The organism is Flavobacterium sp. 38, assembly GCF_057799715.1.
The window spans coordinates 223,631-242,289 of the sequence record NZ_JBYNWZ010000001.1 but is presented as its reverse complement, the minus strand read 5'-3'; the positions used below and the strand labels follow the sequence as shown (position 1 = coordinate 242,289).

Genomic DNA, 18,659 nt, shown 5'->3' with positions numbered 1-18,659 from the left:
TTTGGAATTTTCTTTTTCAATGAAGTTTTAAGAAAAGAATCCGAAGGATTCAAATGTTTATAGAAATTCATTTTGAAGCGTTTAATACGACCCCTTCGGGGTCGAATATCCTTTGATTATATTATTTCTATAAACATTTGAATCCTTCGGATTCTGTGAATAACAAATTCCAAATTCCAAATTCCAAAATTCAAAATTCAAATCCCAAATCCCAAATCCCGAAATCTAAAATACTTGGAATTTGAGATTTCTTTTTGAATGAAGTTTTAAAAATGAATCCGGAGGATTTAAATGTTTATAGAAAATCATTTTGAAGCGTTTAATTCGACCCCGAAGGGGTCGAATATCCTTTGAATATATTATTTCTATAAACATTTGAATCCTCCGGATTCTTTATAAAACAAATCCCAAACTCCAATTATTTTGGAATTTGGGATTTCTATATTTAAATATTTTAAAATTTTACTTTACTTCTTTGATGGTAGAAGAATCAATCCAACCTTGAGTTCCATCTGTCAATTCGATTTTTTTCCATCCTGCAATACTTTCCAGCACATACACTTTTGCTCCTTCGTGTAAAAGGATAATGCCATTTCCTGATTGTTGCGGTTCGTTTCGAACTTGGCTTAATTCAGAAAAAACAATAGCAACACGATCGTTGTCAAAATGACTTTTCTCAGACATTCCAGCTGAAATGCTTAAAGCAAAAGCAATTAAAATAACAAACATCCCAACAAAATAAATTCTTTTTGCAAGTGTAGCGTTGGAGAAATAATAACCAATAAAACTCAATAAAAACACAAAACCAAGCACAACAGAAATCTTTGCCCAGGTATTATAATCAAAAATAGAAGTAAAGTTTTGGATCATTTTTGCAAAACCCACTTTCGGCACCTCTTTGATTTCGTCAATCGTCAGTTTTTTAGCAAATTTCAAGTTGTTTAAAGTCTCTGGATCGCTTGGTTTCAAAACCAAAGCTTTTTCGTAATTATAAATCGAAGGCGCAACTTGATTTAATTTATAATAACAGTTTCCGAGATTAAAATACAATTCAGCAGAATGTAATTTATCTTCTTTTATGATGTTCTCATAAACTTGTGCAGCTTCTTTGTATTGCCCTTTTTGATACAATGCATTAGCCGATTCAAAGCGACCTTGCGCAAAGAAAACCTGCGAGATTAATAAAAAGAGATATAGTATGTTTTTCATTTTTTTATAATAAGATTTTCAACTTTGCGAACTTAAATTCGACTCAATCTAAATCAATTTTCTATTGCTCCCGATAGCTATCGGGATTGCTATAAAAATTAAACAATCTGTTTTTCTAATTCAGAAATAATCATAACCGCTTTATCATAATCTTGCTGAATCGAAGCGCTCGATGCTGGTGCATAACGTGCAAATTCACAGTTTTCAGTCAAAGCAATAAAATTCTGAACCGTATCTGGATTTGCATTTCTAGACAATAATAATTCTCTGATATTGTCTTTGCTCATTTCTGAGGTTTCAATATGCAGTTTTGCTTTCAAGAAATTATGCATTGCTTTCTCAAGTGCAATATAGAAAGGCTCTTTGTTGTTAAGATGTTTCTTCGCTTGCGATAAATATTTCTTCGCCAGCTTATTGTTCATTCTAATTCTATTTCCAGTAACATCACTATCCATAGCTTCTTTTTTCTTTCTAGCTAAAATGATAATCGGAATAATGATAAAAGGCGCAAACAGCAATCCTAAATACAATTTAGAATCATAAAAATCATTTTTAGCAATAGGAATTAATGCTGTTCTAGATTTTATGTTTTTGAATTGATCCGCTTTTTCTGCGATATTTTTAGAAGCAGATGCTCCTGTATTTGCTTCTGCAGGTGTTGGTCCGTCCAAAACATCAATCATAATTTCTTTTGAAGTGATGGTTTTGTAAGTGCCAGTGCTCAAATCAAAATACGAGAATTGCATTGGTTTTATCGCATATTTTCCTCTGTATTGTGGTACGATAGTATATTTGTCTGTGATTCTTCCAGACATACCGCTTAGTGAAGTCGTTACTTGTTCATCGTGAACAGGATCGTACATTTCTAATGCATTCGGAACAACTGGTTTTGGAAGCGTAAATAATTTCATGTTTCCAGTTCCCTGCGCACTTACGATTAAGTCAAGCCCTTCACCATTTTTAAGTGTTGTTTTTGATGGAGTAACCGTAAAATTCAATCTTCCGACACCGCCTGTAAATCCTTCTGGTTTACTGCTTTCAGGAAGCGGTCTTACATTAATAGTTTTGGCTCCGGCAGAAACTACTTTATTGTCTTCTGTAATAATCATTTGACCAAACATATCACGACGATTTGTTGGTAACTGCACCCCAATATCTAGTGAAAGAGGTTCAATGGTAAGTTTTCCTGCTTTTTGAGGATATAAGATTGTCTTTTTCAGGATAACATAATAACATCTCTGACCTTGGAAACTTCCTTCCTCGATTGCTAATTGTTTGATTTCAATGTTCTGATTCCAGAAATCATTGTATTTAGGTTTTGCCAATTCTTTAAAACCTGTAACTCCAATATTATTAAAATACAATTTGTAAACAACTGTAATTGGCTCATTTAAATACGGATTGGTTTTTGATATTTCGGCAACAAGCTGCAATAATTCATTGCCATTTCCGCCTTGTGGCCTGTCGTTAGGATCTCTTTCCTGTGCAACTGCATTGGTAACTGTAACTTTTATTGGAGAAGTTTTATAAACTTGACCATTGTATTCTATAGCAGCTTGTTTGATAGTAATCGCTCCTTTTCTTTGTGGCTGAAGAATATAAGAATATATTTTTTGAAAAGAACTGCGTCCATTTACCCATGACTGGCTGATTTGCTGGCTTGGCCCCGCAACCATACTGAATCCTTCAAAAGAAGGCTGTTCGAAATTGTCGCCGTCGACATTCATGATGAAATCGATGCGAAGTCTTTCGTTAACTCCAAGTGTGTTTTTGCTGACTCTGGCTTCAAATTGCACCTGAGCCATTAGTCCTTGAAAAGTGAGTAGAAATAGAATTAAATATCTTTTCATTACTTGTTTAGTCGTTGTTTATTTTAACTGTTTAATCGTTTAGCCGTTTTTGAATATTTCTTTTAATAAACAATTAACGACTAAACGATTTAAATTATTTTACCAGTCTTTTTCTGTTTTCTTAGGATTACCTTTTACTTTTTGAGCGTTTACTTTGTCCTGAATTTTCTTCTCTTCATTATTTACAGCATCTAACAAATTCTGAACACGTTCTTTTGATATTCCTCCAGGCTGCGGTTTTGGCTCTCCTTTATTATCAGACTTGTCGTCTTTTTTAGGATCGTTTTGACCATCTTTTTTGTCTTTATCCTGATCGCCTTTATCGTCTTTTTTATCCTTATCTTTATTTTTGTCTTTGTCCTTGTCTTTATCTTTATTTTTATCCTTATCCTTGTCTTTGTCCTTATTTTTGTCTTTCTGATCGTTTTTAGGAGGATTCTCTTTTAGTTTTTGTTTTGCATACGCATAGTTGTAACGCGTTTCATCATCAGTCGGGTCGTTGCGAAGCGCTTGTTTGTAAGCTTCAACTGCTTGAGTGTAATCTTTCTCTTTCATGAAAACGTTTCCAAGATTATGATAGGCTTTATGCTTTTCAGGTCTTGTTTTGGCATTTTTTATTGCTTTCGCGTAAGCAAATTTAGCTTCCGAAATCTGATTTTGTCTGTAAATACTATTTCCTAAATTGTATGGAGCAGCGGCACGTTTAGAAAATTTAGATTCCGAAATTCTATAGTTTGCCTCTGCATCAACAAATTTATTCTGTTTATATTCTTCGTTGGCTGCAGGCAATGTTTTGTCTTTCTCTTGAGCAGAAACTGCAAAAGAAACCGTTAGTAAAATATAAAGGAGAAAATTTTTCATTCTAATTTTGTTTTCTGTTCTGAATTTCACTCTGAACATTTATTTCTTTTCATTAAATAAATCCAATTCTTTGATCCAGCTTGTTTTTCTTTCTAATAAGAAAATATCTAGGAAAAGCAATAAAAATGCAAACCCGATAAACCATTGAAATTGCGATTGAAATTCGGCCATTTGTGTAGCTTCAAATTCTGTTTTCTGAATATTATTCAGTGCATTTTTTACGTAGTCTAAAACTTCTTTAGTGCTTCCGCCATAAACGTATCCGCCCTTTGTAGCTTTAGCAATAGTTTTTAAACCTTCCTGATTCAGTTTTGTTGTTACCGTTTCGCCATTTTGATCTTTCTGATAACCTCTTAAAACGCCATTTTCTTTTAACGGAATTGTTGCTCCTCTTTCTGTTCCAACTCCGATAGTAATGATTTTCATTCCAATTTTGTTGGCTTCTTCAGCAGCAGTAGAAGCTCCTTCAGAATGATCTTCTCCATCAGAAATTAAAATAAGCAATTTGCTTGTTTTGCTTTTTTCATCAAAATAAGTTGTCGACAATCGAATTGCTTCATCAAGAGAAGTTCCTTGAGAAGAAACCATATCAGGATTCATACTTTGCAAGTACATTTTTGCAACACCATAATCTGATGTTATAGGCAAAACTGGAAAAGCACTTCCGGCATACGCCACGATTCCAATTCGGTCGCTTCCAAGATTATTGATAATCTGAGAAACCAATTGTTTACTCTTTGCCAAACGGCTTGGAGCAACGTCTTCTGCAAGCATACTTTTAGAAACATCGACTGCAAAAACAATATCAATACCTTCTCGTTTTACCGTTTCCATTTTGGTTCCAATCTTCGGATTTACCAAACCGATAATCAAACAGGTAAGGGCTAGAAGGATCACTACAATTTTTAAAACGGGTTTAAAAACCGATTTCTCTGGACTCAATCTTTTCACCATTTCAAGATCACCAAATTCGCGCTGTGTTCTTCTTTTCCAATACATATTGAAAAGGAAAATACAGACCACAATTGGGATCAGTAATAAGAGATATAAATATTTTTTTTCGTCTAATTCCATAAATGTTTTTAAATTCCAATTTTAAAAATTCCAAATTCCAATTTGTTATTTGGAGTTTTATTGTTGGAATTTTTTAATTTTTTCAAAATTAAATGAAGCTTCTATAAACTGTGTTTCTTAATCCAACTTCTAGTAATAATAACAAGCCAGCAAATAAAACAAAACCTCTGTATTTTTCGTCATAATCATAGAATTTCAATTCCTGAATTTCTGTTGTTTCCAGTTTGTTAATTGCATTATATATTTCGGCTAATCTATCATTGCTTGTTGCTCTAAAATAAGTTCCGTCGGTTTTGCGCGCAATACTTTTCATTAATCGCTCATCGATTTCCACTTTTTGCATTTTGAATAAAAATCCTCCGTTTGGTCCGTAAGCGTATGGTGATGAAGCCATACCATTTGTTCCTAAACCAATCGTATAAACTTTTATTCCGTATTGTTTTGCGATGTCTGCGGCAGTTTCTGGTTCGATAAAACCAGCGTTATTTACACCATCGGTCAAAAGAATAATAACTCGGCTTTTTGCTTTGCTGTCTTTCAAACGATTTACGGCAGTTGCCAATCCCATTCCAATTCCGGTTCCGTCTTGGAGCACATTATCGTATTTAATTTCTTTTATTGCTTCAAGAATTATCGCTTTATCACTAGTAACAGGAGTTTTGGTATAGGCTTCAGAAGCGTATAAAACCAATCCGATACGGTCATTTGGTCTTTCTTCAACGAAATCGGCGGCAACTCTTTTTAAAGCTTCCATACGATTCGGTTTCAAATCTTTTGCGAGCATAGATCCAGAAACGTCAATTGCCATTACAATATCAATTCCTTTTGTGGTTTTGGTCTGATTGCTAATGTCTACTGTTCTTGGTCGAGCTAATGCAATAATTAATGAACTTAATGCCAAAACTCTAAATACATATAGGCAAGGTTTGAATTTTGTCCAAAAAGATTCGCTGTTTTTGAAACCCGCTGTCGAACTCATTTTTAAGGTAGCCGACTGCTGGTTGCGTTTCCAGAAAAACCAGATTATTGCAATCGGAATTAATAGAAACAACCAAAGAAACTCTGGATTTAAAAAAGTGATCTTATTCATTAGTTGCTTGCTCTTTGAAGTTCAACAGAATTTAATATTCGGGTCGTGATTTCATTTGCATACGTATCGCCTTCTTCGTGTAAAATCAGGATTTGCTGTAAACCTTGATCTTGTTTGAAAAGCAATAACTCATAATATGCCTTTGTACTCGTTTTAGTTGCAGGATTCAGAACAGTCATTGTTCCGTAACCTTTTACACCCTGAATGCCTTCATTAGTTTGAAAATCTTCTTGTTTTACGATAATATTTTGTCCGCCTTGAGCCTCAATAATTTTAATAGTGCCTTCTAAGGTTTTATTTAAATCAATCTCGGTTGGCTGTTTAAATTTAGATGTTGAAACGGTTACATAAAAATTGTCAATCATGCTTCCGTATGCGAAAAGTTGCATTTCTTTAATAAGTGCCATTGCTTCTTTTGGAAGTGTTTTTTGCGCGTCCATTCTTTTTAAAACCTTTGGAGTTTCAATAAGAACTGCAGGACTTCCGTAAGCGCTTTTTACCCATTCACCTTCTAATAATTCTTTCGAAGGATGTCCAATTATATTATCTTTTACATAATTGAATCCTTTGGTAACAACAAAGAAAGTCGTTGTAGCAAATAATAAAAGTATGGTAGCTGCAACAGCGTAGCCAATTCTAGCATTACGTTTTTTGCGAAGTTGTTCCTTAATTTGTTTTTGTCTTTGCGCTTCGTTTAATAACTGATCTTCAATTTCTTCTGGAACTTCAGTCGGAATGGCGTTATCAAGCGTTAAAATTACTTTCTGAATTTTATTTCTATCATCCGTAATTTCAAAATCAAGCGGTTTAGATTTCGCAAATTTTACCAAATCGGCCTGACGTAAAACGCGCTCTAGATTCTCTACAGTCTCTGGAGTTAGCGTCATTTTCTTTTTGGTAGAAGCTTCTCTAATTGCCGTAATTAATTCAGAAGTAGTACTTTCCATTGCTGGAATATGAATGGCCTCTTCAATATAATTTCTGGCAATATCTGTCAGTTCACTATAGTATTCTTTGATTTCGCCTTTTTGAACCAGTTCTTTCTGCTCTAGATTGTTTAATAAACTAGTCGCTTTTTCAATTGGCGTTTTATAAACCTCTTCTTCAATTTTTTTCAGCTGGCGTTTTTTAACGTACCAATAAACGAAAGCACCAATTCCTAGAATGGCTAAAACAATTAAAGCGTAAATCCACCAAGTTCCCATTCCTTCATCAGCGGAAGTAATATCTTTGATGTCGTACATTTTCTGCTGTAAAGTATCCACTTTTACAGGCGCTACTTCAACTTTGATAGAATCAGAAAAGAATGGTTTTTTATCAATTAAAATTTTGATGCTTGGAATGGTGTAACGGCCAGAATCAAATTGCGTTAAACCATATTTTTTTACCAGCTCGTAAGTGTCATCTTTCTTAACTGTATCAATAGGATAAGATTGAATGACTTCCAATGGACCAATATTTTTAAGTTTTGGAAATTCAACTTTAGATTTAGAGCTTACAACCGTTTTTAGCGTCAGCTTGAACTCAGCACCAATCTTATTTTTGGTGGTATCAATACTCGTTTCTACCTGTTTTTGCTGGGCAAAAATCATAGTAGAAAAAAGCAATAAAAATATATAAAGTCTAAATTTCATTTGTTTTGAGCTTTCAGATTTTGGTCTAAAATGATGTTTAAAAAATAAATTTGCATCTACAGATTTAAACGTTTTTTTGTTTTTTGATAGAAGCAGAAATTACTTTTTTTCGATTTTCAAATCTAAAATGTAAAATCCACAATCTAAAATATATTTATCTTGATTTGAAATAGCCTAATAATTTCGTTACGTAATTTTCGTCAACTCTGGTGTTGACAATTCCAGCGCCCGATTTACGAAAAGTATCTTTAAAGTAATTCAGTTTTTCCTGATAATGTTTTTCGTAATTCAGGCGAACAGTTTTCGAACTTGTATCTACCAACTGTATTTGACCTGTTTCGGCATCCAGCATGTGCACCATTCCTAAATTTGGAATTTTTTCTTCGCGAATGTCATAGACACGAACGCCTGTAATGTCATGTTTTTTAGAAGCAATTTTTAAAGTATGCTCATAAGCATCAGACATAAAATCGGAAATCATGAAAATGATGGCTTTCTTTTTTTGAGTTCCAGACAGAAACTTTAAAGCTTGTGCGATATCGGTTTTGTGGCTTTTTGGTTCAAATTCGATCAATTCACGAATAATACGCAGTACGTGCGAACGTCCTTTTTTTGGCGGAATATATAATTCTATAGTATCAGAAAATAAGATCAAACCAATTTTGTCATTATTCTGTGTAGCCGAAAAAGCCATCGTTGCCGCAATTTCGGTTACGATGTCTTTCTTGAATTGATTTTTAGAACCAAAGGATTCCGAACCCGAAATATCGACCATTAAAACCATGGTTAATTCGCGTTCTTCTTCAAATACTTTAACGTGAGCTTCGTTATAGCGTGCGGTCACATTCCAATCGATGTTACGAATATCATCTCCGTATTGGTATTGACGCACCTCGCTAAACGTCATTCCTCGTCCTTTAAATGAAGAGTGGTATTCTCCAGAAAAGATATGATTACTCAGTCTCTTCGTTTTGATTTCTATTTTCCGTACTTTTTTTAAAAGCTCTTTTGTATCCATTTTTTCGGATTGCAGATTTTAGATTTTAGATTTTAGATTCCAAGAATTTAAAAAATTCTTTTTTAAATTCTTTTTAGACTGCAGATTAATCTAAAATCTACAATCAAAAAAATCTAAAATTTATTAAGGTACCTCAATCTCGTTAACGATTTTGTTGATAATGTCTACAGAAGTAATGTTTTCTGCTTCTGCTTCGTATGTGATTCCAACTCTGTGACGTAACACATCGTGAACAACCGCACGAACGTCTTCTGGAATTACATAACCGCGACGTTTGATAAAAGCGTAGCATTTTGCAGCATTAGCCAAATTGATACTTCCACGAGGAGAAGCTCCAAAGCTGATAAGCGGTTTTAAATCGGCTAATTTGTATTTTTCTGGATAACGTGTAGCGAAAATAATATCAAGAATATATTTCTCGATTTTTTCATCCATATAAACTTCACGCACCGCTTCTTGCGCACGTAAAATCTGATCTACAGAAACTACAGGATTTACTTTTTCGTAAGATCCTTTTAAGTTTTGGCGAATTACAAAACGCTCTTCGTCAATTTTTGGATAATCAATTACAGTTTTTAGCATAAAACGGTCAACCTGCGCTTCTGGCAATTGGTAGGTTCCTTCTTGCTCCACTGGGTTTTGAGTTGCTAATACTAAAAACGGACGATCTAACTTGAAAGTAGTGTCTCCAATTGTAACTTGTTTCTCCTGCATGGCCTCCAAAAGTGCAGACTGAACTTTTGCTGGGGCACGGTTAATCTCATCGGCAAGTACGAAATTGGCGAAAATTGGTCCTTTTTTAATAGAGAACTCGTTTGCTTTAATGTTGTAAATCATGGTTCCGATAACATCGGCAGGTAATAAATCTGGTGTAAACTGGATACGGCTGAAAGATCCTTGAACCGCTTGAGAAAGCGTGTTGATGGCTAAAGTTTTTGCCAAACCAGGAACTCCTTCCAATAAAATATGCCCTTGTCCAAGTAATCCGATCAATAGACGCTCGACCATATGTTTCTGACCCACAATAACTTTGTTCATTTCCATTGTAAGAAGGTCTATAAAAGCACTTTCTCTTTCAATTTTTTCATTTATCGCTCTAATGTCTAAAGTCGTTGTATTTTCTTCCATATAAATATTTTTAAAACCTTGATTTTTACGCCTAATTTTTGAGAGTGCAAATTGAATATTTTTTGAGAAGTAAGATGTTAAAGAATGGTTAAAACTTCGACCAATGACCTAATTTTAAGGACTAATTGTGAATCTATTTTTATATTTTTAAGAACTTTGATGAATATGTTTTTACAAAGCATATTTATTACCAAAAATAACGCATAACTATTATGAGCAAAACAGTCTTATCGCCTATAATTTCGGGCACTATGAATTGGGGAGTTTGGGATAAAAACCTTACAACCAAAGAAATGGAAAATATGATACAAGTAAGTATCGAAAACAAAATTACGACTTTTGATCACGCGGATATTTACGGTTCGTATACGACCGAAGCCGATTTTGGAAAAGCCTTTCACGCTAGTAAAATTGATCGTGAAAAATTACAATTAATTACCAAGTGCGGTATTCAGATGATTGCTGACAAGCGTCCTGAAAACAAAGTTAAACATTACGATTATTCTAAAGACTATATTATTAAGTCTGTAGAAAAATCTTTGAAAAATTTAAAAACAGATTATGTAGATGTTTTTCTTTTACATAGACCAAGTCCGTTAATGCAGGCTGATGAAATTGCGGAAGCAGTTGAAAAATTAAAGGGAGAAGGAAAAATTATTGATTTTGGTCTTTCAAACTTTACAAGTTCACAAACTGATTTAATTCGCAGTAAAACAGAAGTGAGCTATAATCAAGTGCAATTTTCTGCAACTCATTACGAAGCGATGACAGATGGGAGTTTGGATTATATGCAAACACACGGCATTCGTCCGTTGTCTTGGAATCCGCTTGGGACTGTTTTTAGAGAAGATACTAAAAAAACACGCCGTTTGAAAAAGCTGTTTTCTGAATTAGTAGAAAAATATCATTTAGGTTCAGATACCTTATTATTGGCTTGGATTTTAAAACATCCAGCAAAAATAATTCCGATTGCGGGAACTGTTAATATTGCTAGAATCCAATCTTTAATGAAAGCTGTAGAATTGGATATGGATACTCAAGACTGGTTTGCCATCTGGACAGAAAGTATGGGCGACGATGTGCCTTAATTTTTTAAGTGTTCAGTGATCAGGTTTTTAGTGATCAGTTTAAACTAGATTTTATTATTCGCTTTAAGCGAAAAAAATATTTGCCACTCCCGATAGCTATCGGGATAAAGAATTAGCACAGATTATAAATCATTTTAATCCTTTAATCTGTGGCAAAAAATACAAACACATAGAAACATAGATTTTTTGAGTTTCTTAAAGGAGGCTTTAGCGTTTCACTTACACATAGCTATGTGAATTAATGCAAAATGAAATGCCTTTTGCACACAAAGAAAACTATGTCTCTATGTGTTAAAAAAATAATTAAACAATGAAAAAAACAGCTTTAATTACTGGAGCAACCAGCGGAATCGGGAAAGCAACAGCACAGATTCTAGCCAAAAATAATTATAAAGTAGTGCTTTGCGGAAGACGTCAAGACCGTTTAGAAGAACTGCAAAAAGAACTATCCGCTTTTACAGAAGTTCATTCTTTACAATTTGATGTTCGTGATAAAGAAGAAGTTCTGAAAAAAATAAGTACTTTACCAACAGATTTTTCCGTTATAGATATATTGATTAATAATGCAGGGAATGCCCACGGTTTAGATCCGATTCAAAATGGAGATTTGGACGATTGGGATGCGATGATTGATATTAATGTGAAAGGGCTTTTGTATGTTTCAAAAGCGATAATTCCGCAAATGGTCGAAAGACAATCGGGTCATATTATTAATATCGGTTCGACTGCTGCAAAAGAAGTTTATCCAAACGGAAATGTGTATTGCGGTTCTAAACATGCGGTTGATGCGATTACGGCCGGAATGCGAATCGATTTGAATCCGTTTGGAATTAAAGTCGGTGGTATTCATCCTGGAATGGTAGCAACCGAGTTTAGCGAAGTGCGTTTTAAAGGCGATGCCGATAGAGCCGCAAATGTGTATAAAGGATTCACTCCGTTAGTAGCAGAAGATATTGCCGATATCATTCATTTTGTGGTTTCGAGACCGTATCATGTAAATATTGCCGATTTGGTTGTAATGAGTACCGCGCAGGCTTCTTCGACGATTGTCAAGAAGAATGTCTAGTTGATGTTTCGCGCAAAGACGCAAAGGCGCAAAGTTTTTTAAACACATAGAAACATAGATTTTCTTTGTGTTGAAAGGCATTTCATTTAGCATGAATTCACATAGCTATGTTTGTTGTGATAAGTGAAACGCCTTTTTATAGATTTCAACAATCTATGATTCTATGTGTTTTAAAAAATAAAATTTGTGGAATTAGTGTAATTAGTGGCAAACAAAAAAAGAGAGAATGATCAATAAACGCCTTTTAATTAAAAATCTACTCGCTCATAATGACGAAAGCAGTTTTTATGATAAAAAAAGGCAGTTGAATCTTCATTCGAGAGAAGGAAAAGGCAAGTTCTTAAAACACATTTGCGCATTATCCAATTCTAACCCCAATAATAATTCTTATATCGTAGTTGGAGTAGAAGATCAGGATAATGAAATTGTTGGCGATGATTTCTTTGATGATAGCCGAATCCAAAATCTTGTAAATGCTTTTCTGGAAAATCCACCAAAAATTCAATACGAAAATGTCCCTTTTCCTAATCTTCCAAAAGATAAAGTAATTGGTTTGGTTACAATTAAACCCAAAAGCAAAATTTCTTATTTTAAAAAAGGAATTCATACCATTTTGGCCAATAGTATTTTTGTGAGGCGTGGCAGTAATTCGATTCCGCTAGAAGAATATGAGGAAGTTGAAAAAAACAATCAGAATACAGAAACGGTAATTGGAATTGAAAATAGCTCTAGAAACAGTATTCAATATACTCTTGATGGCGTTATCGATTTTATGAATTTCAGGCATAAAGATATGTCTCCGAAATATCGTGTTTTCAAAGAATTATTTGTGATTTGTTGGGCTGGAGTTCCTAAAAAACTTCGTGATAAAACTTATCTTTCGCGCGTTGATATCGAATTGATTAACGAACAGATCAAACTTTTTTATTCTGCTCAAGATGTGGTAACGATTTTCTATAATGAAGATAGTTTTACCATTACCGAATATGTTCCTTTAGGATTAAATGACAAAACAAGCTACTATCCGTTAGAAGAACAAACTATTCATTTTTTTGACAACGGTTATTATAAAATTGATCGTCAGATGCTTTTTCAGCCTCCAGAATTTAACCGAAAAATGTTATATCATATTTATAATTCGAATATGGCTTTGCTAGGGAAACTTCAAAAGGAAATCGCTTTATCAGATAGAGAAATGAAAGATTTAGAAAATCTGCCTTCTACTTTTATGATCTGTTATTTAAATGGTTTTGAAGATGCGAGACAGAAATTAATTGATGCAAAATTATATTTGAAACCTTATAAAAATGTGTATTCTTCTTTTAAAGAGGCTTTAAGGGTATTGCGTAAAATGAAATATGATGTACAGTGAGGGAAAGGTGCTGAGATTCTAAGCTACTAAGGTTCTGAGGTTTTTGTAGAGACGGACTGTTGTGTGTCTTAGCTGTAATTTTCAATGAAAACATTTTGAATTTTTTTCAAACTGTCATTTTCTTCAAATTGCAGGTGATTCATTTCTTTTATGTAAAATTTTTCAATGAACAGTTTTATAATATACATCACTTCAGGTCTATTATCGCTATTTGTCAGAAGTTCTTGAACCAAATAATTACTTAGTTTTAATTTTTGATTTTTATACTGATCAAGCATCAATGTTGAATCAGGATCCAGATGCATAAGAATCATTTTATCAACCTTATATATTTCTTCAATTAGATCTAAAATGTGATTTAATTTATTGTCTTTCATTTAATAAAAATTTAAAAAAAAAACGTTCTTCTTTTATTATTGAAAATTCAAATATTTATTTACTTCTTCATACGAAAATAAAAGCTCTTTTGGACCGTCTGCGTAGGATGCGGCTTCATACGAATTGTAAAATAAAAGTAAACCATCAGAAGTATAGAAGATGTTTTGAGGCAGTTGAAATTTATCATTTTCAAACATTAAACCTGTTGCATTGATATTCGCTTTTTCAGGTATTTTGTATTTGGCTCTGAATGTCTTTTCGGCGAAAGCCTTAAATTCGTTTTCATTTTTAAATAACTGCTTATTGAAAATCGTTTTTCCAGTTTTTCGATCAAATAATAAAGAGCGATAACCTTGATATCCGTGAGCACCGCCTGTAAAAGTATAATGATCTATTTTTAGATTTAAAATATGTTCAGATTGAAATTCAACATTTCCTATTATTTTAGCTTCCCAGCCAAAGGTGTCTTCAGGAAATTTTTGGTGCATTTCTTCGTAAGAAGTAATAAAAGATTTTGACAATGACTTATAATCGTTAACCTTTGCCGAATCTTCACCAAAAAAGACAATCTCTTTAATTACATTAAAAACCTTTTTATTAATGCTGTCTGCTATTATTTTCTGAGTTTTTGCGATTGGAATTTCCATTGTAATTACTGGGCAGTCTTTCTCGCATGGAAGATTTGATTTTTCTTCAAATGTCTCTTTTTCAAATGAAAGTTCTTTATTGCAACCCGAAATTAAAAGCAGTAAAAAGATATAAAATGGATATTGTTTCATGTCACGAAATGTTAATTATATAAAAAGAAAAAGAAGAGGAGCTGGAACAAATTAAATTAAAAGGTAAATTTGTATTCTAAAATTACGATTTTTAAAACATAAATCAAAAAAATCGCGAATATCAACAAATTTGTTGAGAACAAATATTTAAAATAAATTTTATTTATATGAAATTCAATACCAAAGTTATACACGGAGGACAGCATCATGATCCGTCTACTGGGGCAGTTATGCCACCAGTGTATCAAACGTCGACATTTGTACAAACAAGTCCAGGAAAACCCTTGGCAGATTATGAATACAGTAGGGCTTCGAACCCGACTCGTACAGCGTTGGAAGACGCTTTGGCAAGTATTGAAAACGGAACTCGCGGACTAGCATTTTCATCTGGTCTTGCGGCTACAGACTGCGTTTTGAGATCTTTCAAAGCAGGAGACGAAATCATTGCTATGGATGATTTGTATGGCGGAACGTATAGAATGTTTTCTCGTGTTTATAAAGATTCGGGAATCATATTTCATTTTGTTGATATGACGAATATCGAAAAATTGAAAAGCCTAATCAACGAAAACACGAAGTTAATCTGGGTAGAAACGCCAACAAATCCGTTAATGAAATTGGCCGACATTCAGGAAATAGCAAAAATTACTCAAGAGAAAAAAATACTTCTTGCTGTTGATAATACTTTTGCAACACCTTATTTGCAGAAACCATTAGATTTAGGAGCTGATATCGTAATGCATTCGGCAACAAAATATCTTGGCGGGCATTCAGACGTTATTGCTGGAGCACTTATCGTAAAAGACGAAGCACTTGGAGAACAATTGCACTTTCAGCAATTTGCAACAGGCGCAACTCTTGGTCCAATGGATAGTTTTTTGGTTTTAAGAGGAATCAAGACTTTAGCATTAAGAGTTCAGAGACATTGTGAAAATGGAGAAAAAGTGGTTGAATATTTAAGCAATCATCCAAAGATAAAAACGGTTTACTACCCAGGTTTAAAAAACCATCCATTTCATGAAATCGCCAAAAAACAAATGAAAGCTTTTGGCGGAATGGTTTCTTTTGATTTTAAATCTGGAAAAAAAGAAGATTCTATCGCATTTTTAGAAAAGCTGAAAGTGTTTACATTGGCTGAATCTCTTGGAGGAGTAGAATCATTAGCCAATCATCCGGCTTTAATGACGCATGCATCAATTCCTGCAGATAAAAGAGCTGAAGTTGGTATTACCGACGATTTGGTTCGATTAAGTGTTGGTATTGAAGATGCAGAAGATTTAATTGCAGATTTAGAACAAGCGCTTTCTTAACGAAAGAAATTCCAATAAAAAAAGTCCCAAATTCCAAAAGTAAAATTGGAGTTTGGGATTTGTTATTTGAGAGCAGGAACCTGAAAGGTTCAAATGTTTATAGAAATTAATATTCGTTACGTTGATACGACCCCATCGGGGTCGCACCCATCTTTGAGAAACAGATTGCTATAAATATTTGAATCCTTCGGATTCTATTTTGTCAATTTGATTTCAAACAAAAATCCCAAATTCCAATTTAATCTTGGAATTGGGGATTTTTTATATTGTAATTTGTTTAGGTTTAGAACTCTAAATAGTAAATGTATCCAAAGTTAAACCAAACCTGCCAATCGTTAGATTTGTTTTCGGTATAAATATCTTTGTTCGGATTTAATCCGTCGATCCAGTCTGAGTTGTACATTTGAAAACGAGTTTCAAACATTAAATCGCTCATTGTTGTTAACTTGTAATGAACTCCAATAGCAGCGGTTGCAGATAAAGCAATGCCCGTTTCTGTAGAAAATCCATGAGCACGTCCATCAGATGGAGTTAAATATTTTCCTGGAGTAACATTAGGTAGTGTAATGTCTCCTAAATGAGATCCAACTTTTGTTGAATAATAGCTCACTTGAAATCCTAAAGCACCATACGGACTGAAGCTACCAATTGTATTTTCGAAATCGTGAATTTTCATGAAAGGAGAAAATTCAATCTGTGCACCCAGATTTACAAGACTAGAACTTGCGTGCATATTTCTCAATTGTGTCGCAAATACTCCGTTAGGCTTATATTCAACCCATTGACCGTGATGTTTTAAAGTGGTTCTGCTATAAGAAAGATCAGATCTTACTTTAAAATGTTCTGTAAAAAAGTTTTCTCTATTGTTGTTAGCAGAAAAGTTTATAAAGTGCATGATTCCAATGCCAAAACCTGTGTTTCCGACGTTATTATCAAAGTTGTTCCTTTCTCCAAAATCGGACTGTAAAGTTACGGGTCCGGCGTAGATTCCGATCTCTTGAGCTAGTCCTTGTGCTGATACGGCAGTGGTGATGCCAAACAAGGCAAGTAATGTGATAAATAGGGGTTTAGACATTTTTGAGGGCTTACAAATCATGGCAAATATATAAAAAACATAATCGATTCAAAATATTAAATTGCTGTATTGAAAAATAAGTAGCAAAATACTTAATTTACTAACTTTTAAAAGGTGATTTGCATGTAAACACCTACATGTAAAATGTGTTTTTTTGTAATGTTTGAAAAAAACACAAATCGCTTCAAAAAAGTGAAAATTGTAACATCGAATCATTATTTGATATATCTTTGTCTGTTAAAACGAAAACGTTTTCTTAAACATGATTTCTTATTTTTATAAGAGTAAAAATTAAAGCTAAATTATCTGAAAAATTTATTTCAAAGATGGAACAAAAAATAAATGAATTTATGGCTCTGGTTGAGTCAAAAAATCCAAATGAGCCAGAATTTCTTCAAGCAGTAAGAGAATTTGCAGAAACTGTAATTCCTTTTATATCTGAGCGTAAAAAGTATGATGGCAAGAATATACTTCTAAGAATTGCAGAACCAGAACGTTCTATAATTTTTAGAGTTCCGTGGGTAGACGATAAGGGAGAAATCATTGTAAATAGAGGTTTCAGAATTCAAATGAACTCTGCTATCGGGCCTTATAAAGGAGGGATTAGATTCCATCATTCTGTGAACTTGTCTGTTTTGAAATTCCTTGCATTCGAACAAGTATTCAAAAACAGTTTGACAACACTTCCTATGGGAGGTGGAAAAGGAGGTTCTGACTTTGATCCAGAAGGAAAATCTGATGCTGAAATTATGCGTTTCTGCCAGTCATTCATGACAGAATTATGTCGCCATATTGGTCCAGATCTTGACGTTCCTGCTGGAGATATCGGTGTTGGAGCAAGAGAAATTGGTTACTTATTTGGACAGTACAAAAGAATCAGAAATGAATTTACGGGAGTTTTAACTGGAAAAGGTTTGGCTTACGGAGGTTCATTAATCAGACCAGAAGCTACTGGTTACGGAGTAGTTTACTTTACAGATCAAATGCTTCGTACAATTGGTCACGAAATTAAAGGTAAAAGAGTTGCAATTTCTGGATTTGGAAATGTGGCTTGGGGAGTAGCTTTAAAAGTAAATGAATTAGGAGGAAAAGTAGTTACTATTTCTGGTCCTGACGGATACATTTATGATGAAGAAGGAATTTCTGGAGAAAAAATCGACCACATGCTTGAAATGAGAGCTACTGGAGATAATAAAGCAGAAAGATACTTGGAAAAATATCCAAATGCTATTTTTCATAAAGGAAAAAGCCCTTGGGAAGTAAAAGTAGATATCGCAATTCCTTGTGCTACTCAAAACGAATTGAATGGCGAAGATGCTCAAAAGCTAATTGATAATGGCGTTTTATGTGTGACTGAAGCTGCAAATATGCCTTCTACACTAGATGCTATTAAACTTTTCTTAGACAATAAAGTATTATTTGCACCAGGAAAAGCTGCAAATGCTGGTGGTGTTGCTGCTTCTGGGTTAGAAATGACACAAAACTCAATCCGTTTAAACTGGACTAGTGAAGAGGTAGACTTGAGATTGAAAGAAATCATGATCGGAATTCATAACCAATGTAAAAAATACGGTGCAGAAGAAGACGGATATGTGAACTACGTAAAAGGAGCAAACATTGCCGGATTTGTAAAAGTTGCAGATGCAATGCTTGCGCAAGGTGTAGTTTAAGATTGCATTACAATAATTAGAAATACCCTCGTTATCTACGTAAGATATCGAGGGTAT

16 protein-coding genes are annotated in these 18,659 nt (G+C 33.8%); 5 read left to right on the top strand and 11 right to left on the bottom strand.

The features are described from left to right. Nucleotides 1-462: 462 nt before the first annotated feature. The 8 genes from AC3E9W_RS01085 to AC3E9W_RS01050 form a co-directional block, all read right to left on the bottom strand. Complete coding sequence (locus AC3E9W_RS01085) at nucleotides 463-1,209, bottom strand: tetratricopeptide repeat protein (RefSeq protein WP_488766342.1); 747 nt, start codon at nucleotides 1,207-1,209, stop codon at nucleotides 463-465. 98 nt (nucleotides 1,210-1,307) lie between these two features. Continuing rightward, nucleotides 1,308-3,059 carry a BatD family protein gene (locus AC3E9W_RS01080; RefSeq protein ID WP_488766340.1) on the bottom strand — a complete coding sequence of 584 codons (1,752 nt, stop codon included), beginning with the start codon at nucleotides 3,057-3,059 and terminating at the stop codon, nucleotides 1,308-1,310. 99 nt (nucleotides 3,060-3,158) lie between these two features. Beyond that, nucleotides 3,159-3,920 carry a tetratricopeptide repeat protein gene (locus AC3E9W_RS01075; protein ID WP_488766338.1) on the bottom strand — a complete coding sequence of 254 codons (762 nt, stop codon included), beginning with the start codon at nucleotides 3,918-3,920 and terminating at the stop codon, nucleotides 3,159-3,161. 39 nt (nucleotides 3,921-3,959) lie between these two features. Next, complete coding sequence (locus tag AC3E9W_RS01070) at nucleotides 3,960-4,994, bottom strand: vWA domain-containing protein (RefSeq protein ID WP_306153535.1); 1,035 nt, start codon at nucleotides 4,992-4,994, stop codon at nucleotides 3,960-3,962. A gap of 88 nt (nucleotides 4,995-5,082) precedes the next feature. Further along, nucleotides 5,083-6,084, bottom strand: a complete 1,002-nt coding sequence (locus AC3E9W_RS01065) for a vWA domain-containing protein (protein WP_488766336.1) — start codon at nucleotides 6,082-6,084, stop codon at nucleotides 5,083-5,085. Then, nucleotides 6,084-7,718, bottom strand: coding sequence for a phenylalanine--tRNA ligase subunit alpha (locus AC3E9W_RS01060; RefSeq protein WP_306153531.1), 1,635 nt, complete (start codon nucleotides 7,716-7,718; stop codon nucleotides 6,084-6,086). The genes AC3E9W_RS01065 and AC3E9W_RS01060 overlap by 1 nt, the downstream gene beginning before the upstream one ends. A 154-nt stretch (nucleotides 7,719-7,872) precedes the next feature. Further along, complete coding sequence (locus tag AC3E9W_RS01055) at nucleotides 7,873-8,736, bottom strand: DUF58 domain-containing protein (protein WP_306153529.1); 864 nt, start codon at nucleotides 8,734-8,736, stop codon at nucleotides 7,873-7,875. 123 nt (nucleotides 8,737-8,859) lie between these two features. Then, a complete protein-coding gene (locus AC3E9W_RS01050) occupies nucleotides 8,860-9,864 on the bottom strand; it encodes an AAA family ATPase (protein ID WP_142451507.1) in 1,005 nt (334 codons plus the stop codon). Between the two features lie 212 nt (nucleotides 9,865-10,076). Between AC3E9W_RS01050 and AC3E9W_RS01045 the strand changes: the two genes are divergently transcribed. From AC3E9W_RS01045 to AC3E9W_RS01035, 3 genes are all read left to right on the top strand, one after another. Continuing rightward, the gene (locus tag AC3E9W_RS01045; RefSeq protein WP_488766334.1) at nucleotides 10,077-10,952 is read left to right on the top strand and encodes an aldo/keto reductase; all 876 of its coding nucleotides are present in this window, start codon (nucleotides 10,077-10,079) and stop codon (nucleotides 10,950-10,952) included. A 310-nt stretch (nucleotides 10,953-11,262) separates the two neighbouring features. Continuing rightward, the gene (locus AC3E9W_RS01040) at nucleotides 11,263-12,018 is read left to right on the top strand and encodes an SDR family NAD(P)-dependent oxidoreductase (protein WP_488766332.1); all 756 of its coding nucleotides are present in this window, start codon (nucleotides 11,263-11,265) and stop codon (nucleotides 12,016-12,018) included. Nucleotides 12,019-12,244: 226 nt separating this feature from the next. Then, the gene (locus AC3E9W_RS01035; RefSeq protein ID WP_306153520.1) at nucleotides 12,245-13,390 is read left to right on the top strand and encodes an ATP-binding protein; all 1,146 of its coding nucleotides are present in this window, start codon (nucleotides 12,245-12,247) and stop codon (nucleotides 13,388-13,390) included. 68 nt (nucleotides 13,391-13,458) lie between these two features. On the opposite strand, the gene AC3E9W_RS01030 is transcribed toward AC3E9W_RS01035, so the two are convergent. Both AC3E9W_RS01030 and AC3E9W_RS01025 read right to left on the bottom strand, forming a co-directional pair. After that, nucleotides 13,459-13,767: a hypothetical protein gene (locus tag AC3E9W_RS01030; RefSeq protein ID WP_488766330.1), complete on the bottom strand. Its 309-nt coding sequence runs from the start codon at nucleotides 13,765-13,767 to the stop codon at nucleotides 13,459-13,461. A gap of 36 nt (nucleotides 13,768-13,803) precedes the next feature. Beyond that, the gene (locus tag AC3E9W_RS01025) at nucleotides 13,804-14,547 is read right to left on the bottom strand and encodes a DUF3298 and DUF4163 domain-containing protein (RefSeq protein WP_488766328.1); all 744 of its coding nucleotides are present in this window, start codon (nucleotides 14,545-14,547) and stop codon (nucleotides 13,804-13,806) included. Between the two features lie 167 nt (nucleotides 14,548-14,714). Between AC3E9W_RS01025 and AC3E9W_RS01020 the strand changes: the two genes are divergently transcribed. Beyond that, complete coding sequence (locus tag AC3E9W_RS01020; protein WP_488766326.1) at nucleotides 14,715-15,857, top strand: cystathionine gamma-synthase; 1,143 nt, start codon at nucleotides 14,715-14,717, stop codon at nucleotides 15,855-15,857. A 283-nt stretch (nucleotides 15,858-16,140) separates the two neighbouring features. On the opposite strand, the gene AC3E9W_RS01015 is transcribed toward AC3E9W_RS01020, so the two are convergent. Further along, the gene (locus tag AC3E9W_RS01015; RefSeq protein ID WP_306153511.1) at nucleotides 16,141-16,932 is read right to left on the bottom strand and encodes a THC0290_0291 family protein; all 792 of its coding nucleotides are present in this window, start codon (nucleotides 16,930-16,932) and stop codon (nucleotides 16,141-16,143) included. Nucleotides 16,933-17,258: 326 nt separating this feature from the next. Between AC3E9W_RS01015 and gdhA the strand changes: the two genes are divergently transcribed. Continuing rightward, nucleotides 17,259-18,602, top strand: coding sequence for an NADP-specific glutamate dehydrogenase (gene gdhA, locus AC3E9W_RS01010; RefSeq protein ID WP_306153508.1), 1,344 nt, complete (start codon nucleotides 17,259-17,261; stop codon nucleotides 18,600-18,602). Nucleotides 18,603-18,659 lie beyond the last annotated feature (57 nt).

Bases quoted from the DNA above. Each gene is read 5' to 3' on its own strand.
- AC3E9W_RS01030 (WP_488766330.1), bottom strand. From the start codon at position 13,767: ATGAAAGACAATAAATTAAATCACATTTTAGATCTAATTGAAGAAATA.
- AC3E9W_RS01065 (WP_488766336.1), bottom strand. From the start codon at position 6,084: ATGAATAAGATCACTTTTTTAAATCCAGAGTTTCTTTGGTTGTTTCTA.
- AC3E9W_RS01020 (WP_488766326.1), top strand. From the start codon at position 14,715: ATGAAATTCAATACCAAAGTTATACACGGAGGACAGCATCATGATCCG.
- AC3E9W_RS01040 (WP_488766332.1), top strand. From the start codon at position 11,263: ATGAAAAAAACAGCTTTAATTACTGGAGCAACCAGCGGAATCGGGAAA.
- AC3E9W_RS01055 (WP_306153529.1), bottom strand. From the start codon at position 8,736: ATGGATACAAAAGAGCTTTTAAAAAAAGTACGGAAAATAGAAATCAAA.
- AC3E9W_RS01060 (WP_306153531.1), bottom strand. From the start codon at position 7,718: ATGAAATTTAGACTTTATATATTTTTATTGCTTTTTTCTACTATGATT.
- gdhA (WP_306153508.1), top strand. From the start codon at position 17,259: ATGGAACAAAAAATAAATGAATTTATGGCTCTGGTTGAGTCAAAAAAT.
- AC3E9W_RS01070 (WP_306153535.1), bottom strand. From the start codon at position 4,994: ATGGAATTAGACGAAAAAAAATATTTATATCTCTTATTACTGATCCCA.
- AC3E9W_RS01045 (WP_488766334.1), top strand. From the start codon at position 10,077: ATGAGCAAAACAGTCTTATCGCCTATAATTTCGGGCACTATGAATTGG.
- AC3E9W_RS01035 (WP_306153520.1), top strand. From the start codon at position 12,245: ATGATCAATAAACGCCTTTTAATTAAAAATCTACTCGCTCATAATGAC.
- AC3E9W_RS01015 (WP_306153511.1), bottom strand. From the start codon at position 16,932: ATGTCTAAACCCCTATTTATCACATTACTTGCCTTGTTTGGCATCACC.
- AC3E9W_RS01075 (WP_488766338.1), bottom strand. From the start codon at position 3,920: ATGAAAAATTTTCTCCTTTATATTTTACTAACGGTTTCTTTTGCAGTT.
- AC3E9W_RS01085 (WP_488766342.1), bottom strand. From the start codon at position 1,209: ATGAAAAACATACTATATCTCTTTTTATTAATCTCGCAGGTTTTCTTT.
- AC3E9W_RS01080 (WP_488766340.1), bottom strand. From the start codon at position 3,059: ATGAAAAGATATTTAATTCTATTTCTACTCACTTTTCAAGGACTAATG.
- AC3E9W_RS01050 (WP_142451507.1), bottom strand. From the start codon at position 9,864: ATGGAAGAAAATACAACGACTTTAGACATTAGAGCGATAAATGAAAAA.
- AC3E9W_RS01025 (WP_488766328.1), bottom strand. From the start codon at position 14,547: ATGAAACAATATCCATTTTATATCTTTTTACTGCTTTTAATTTCGGGT.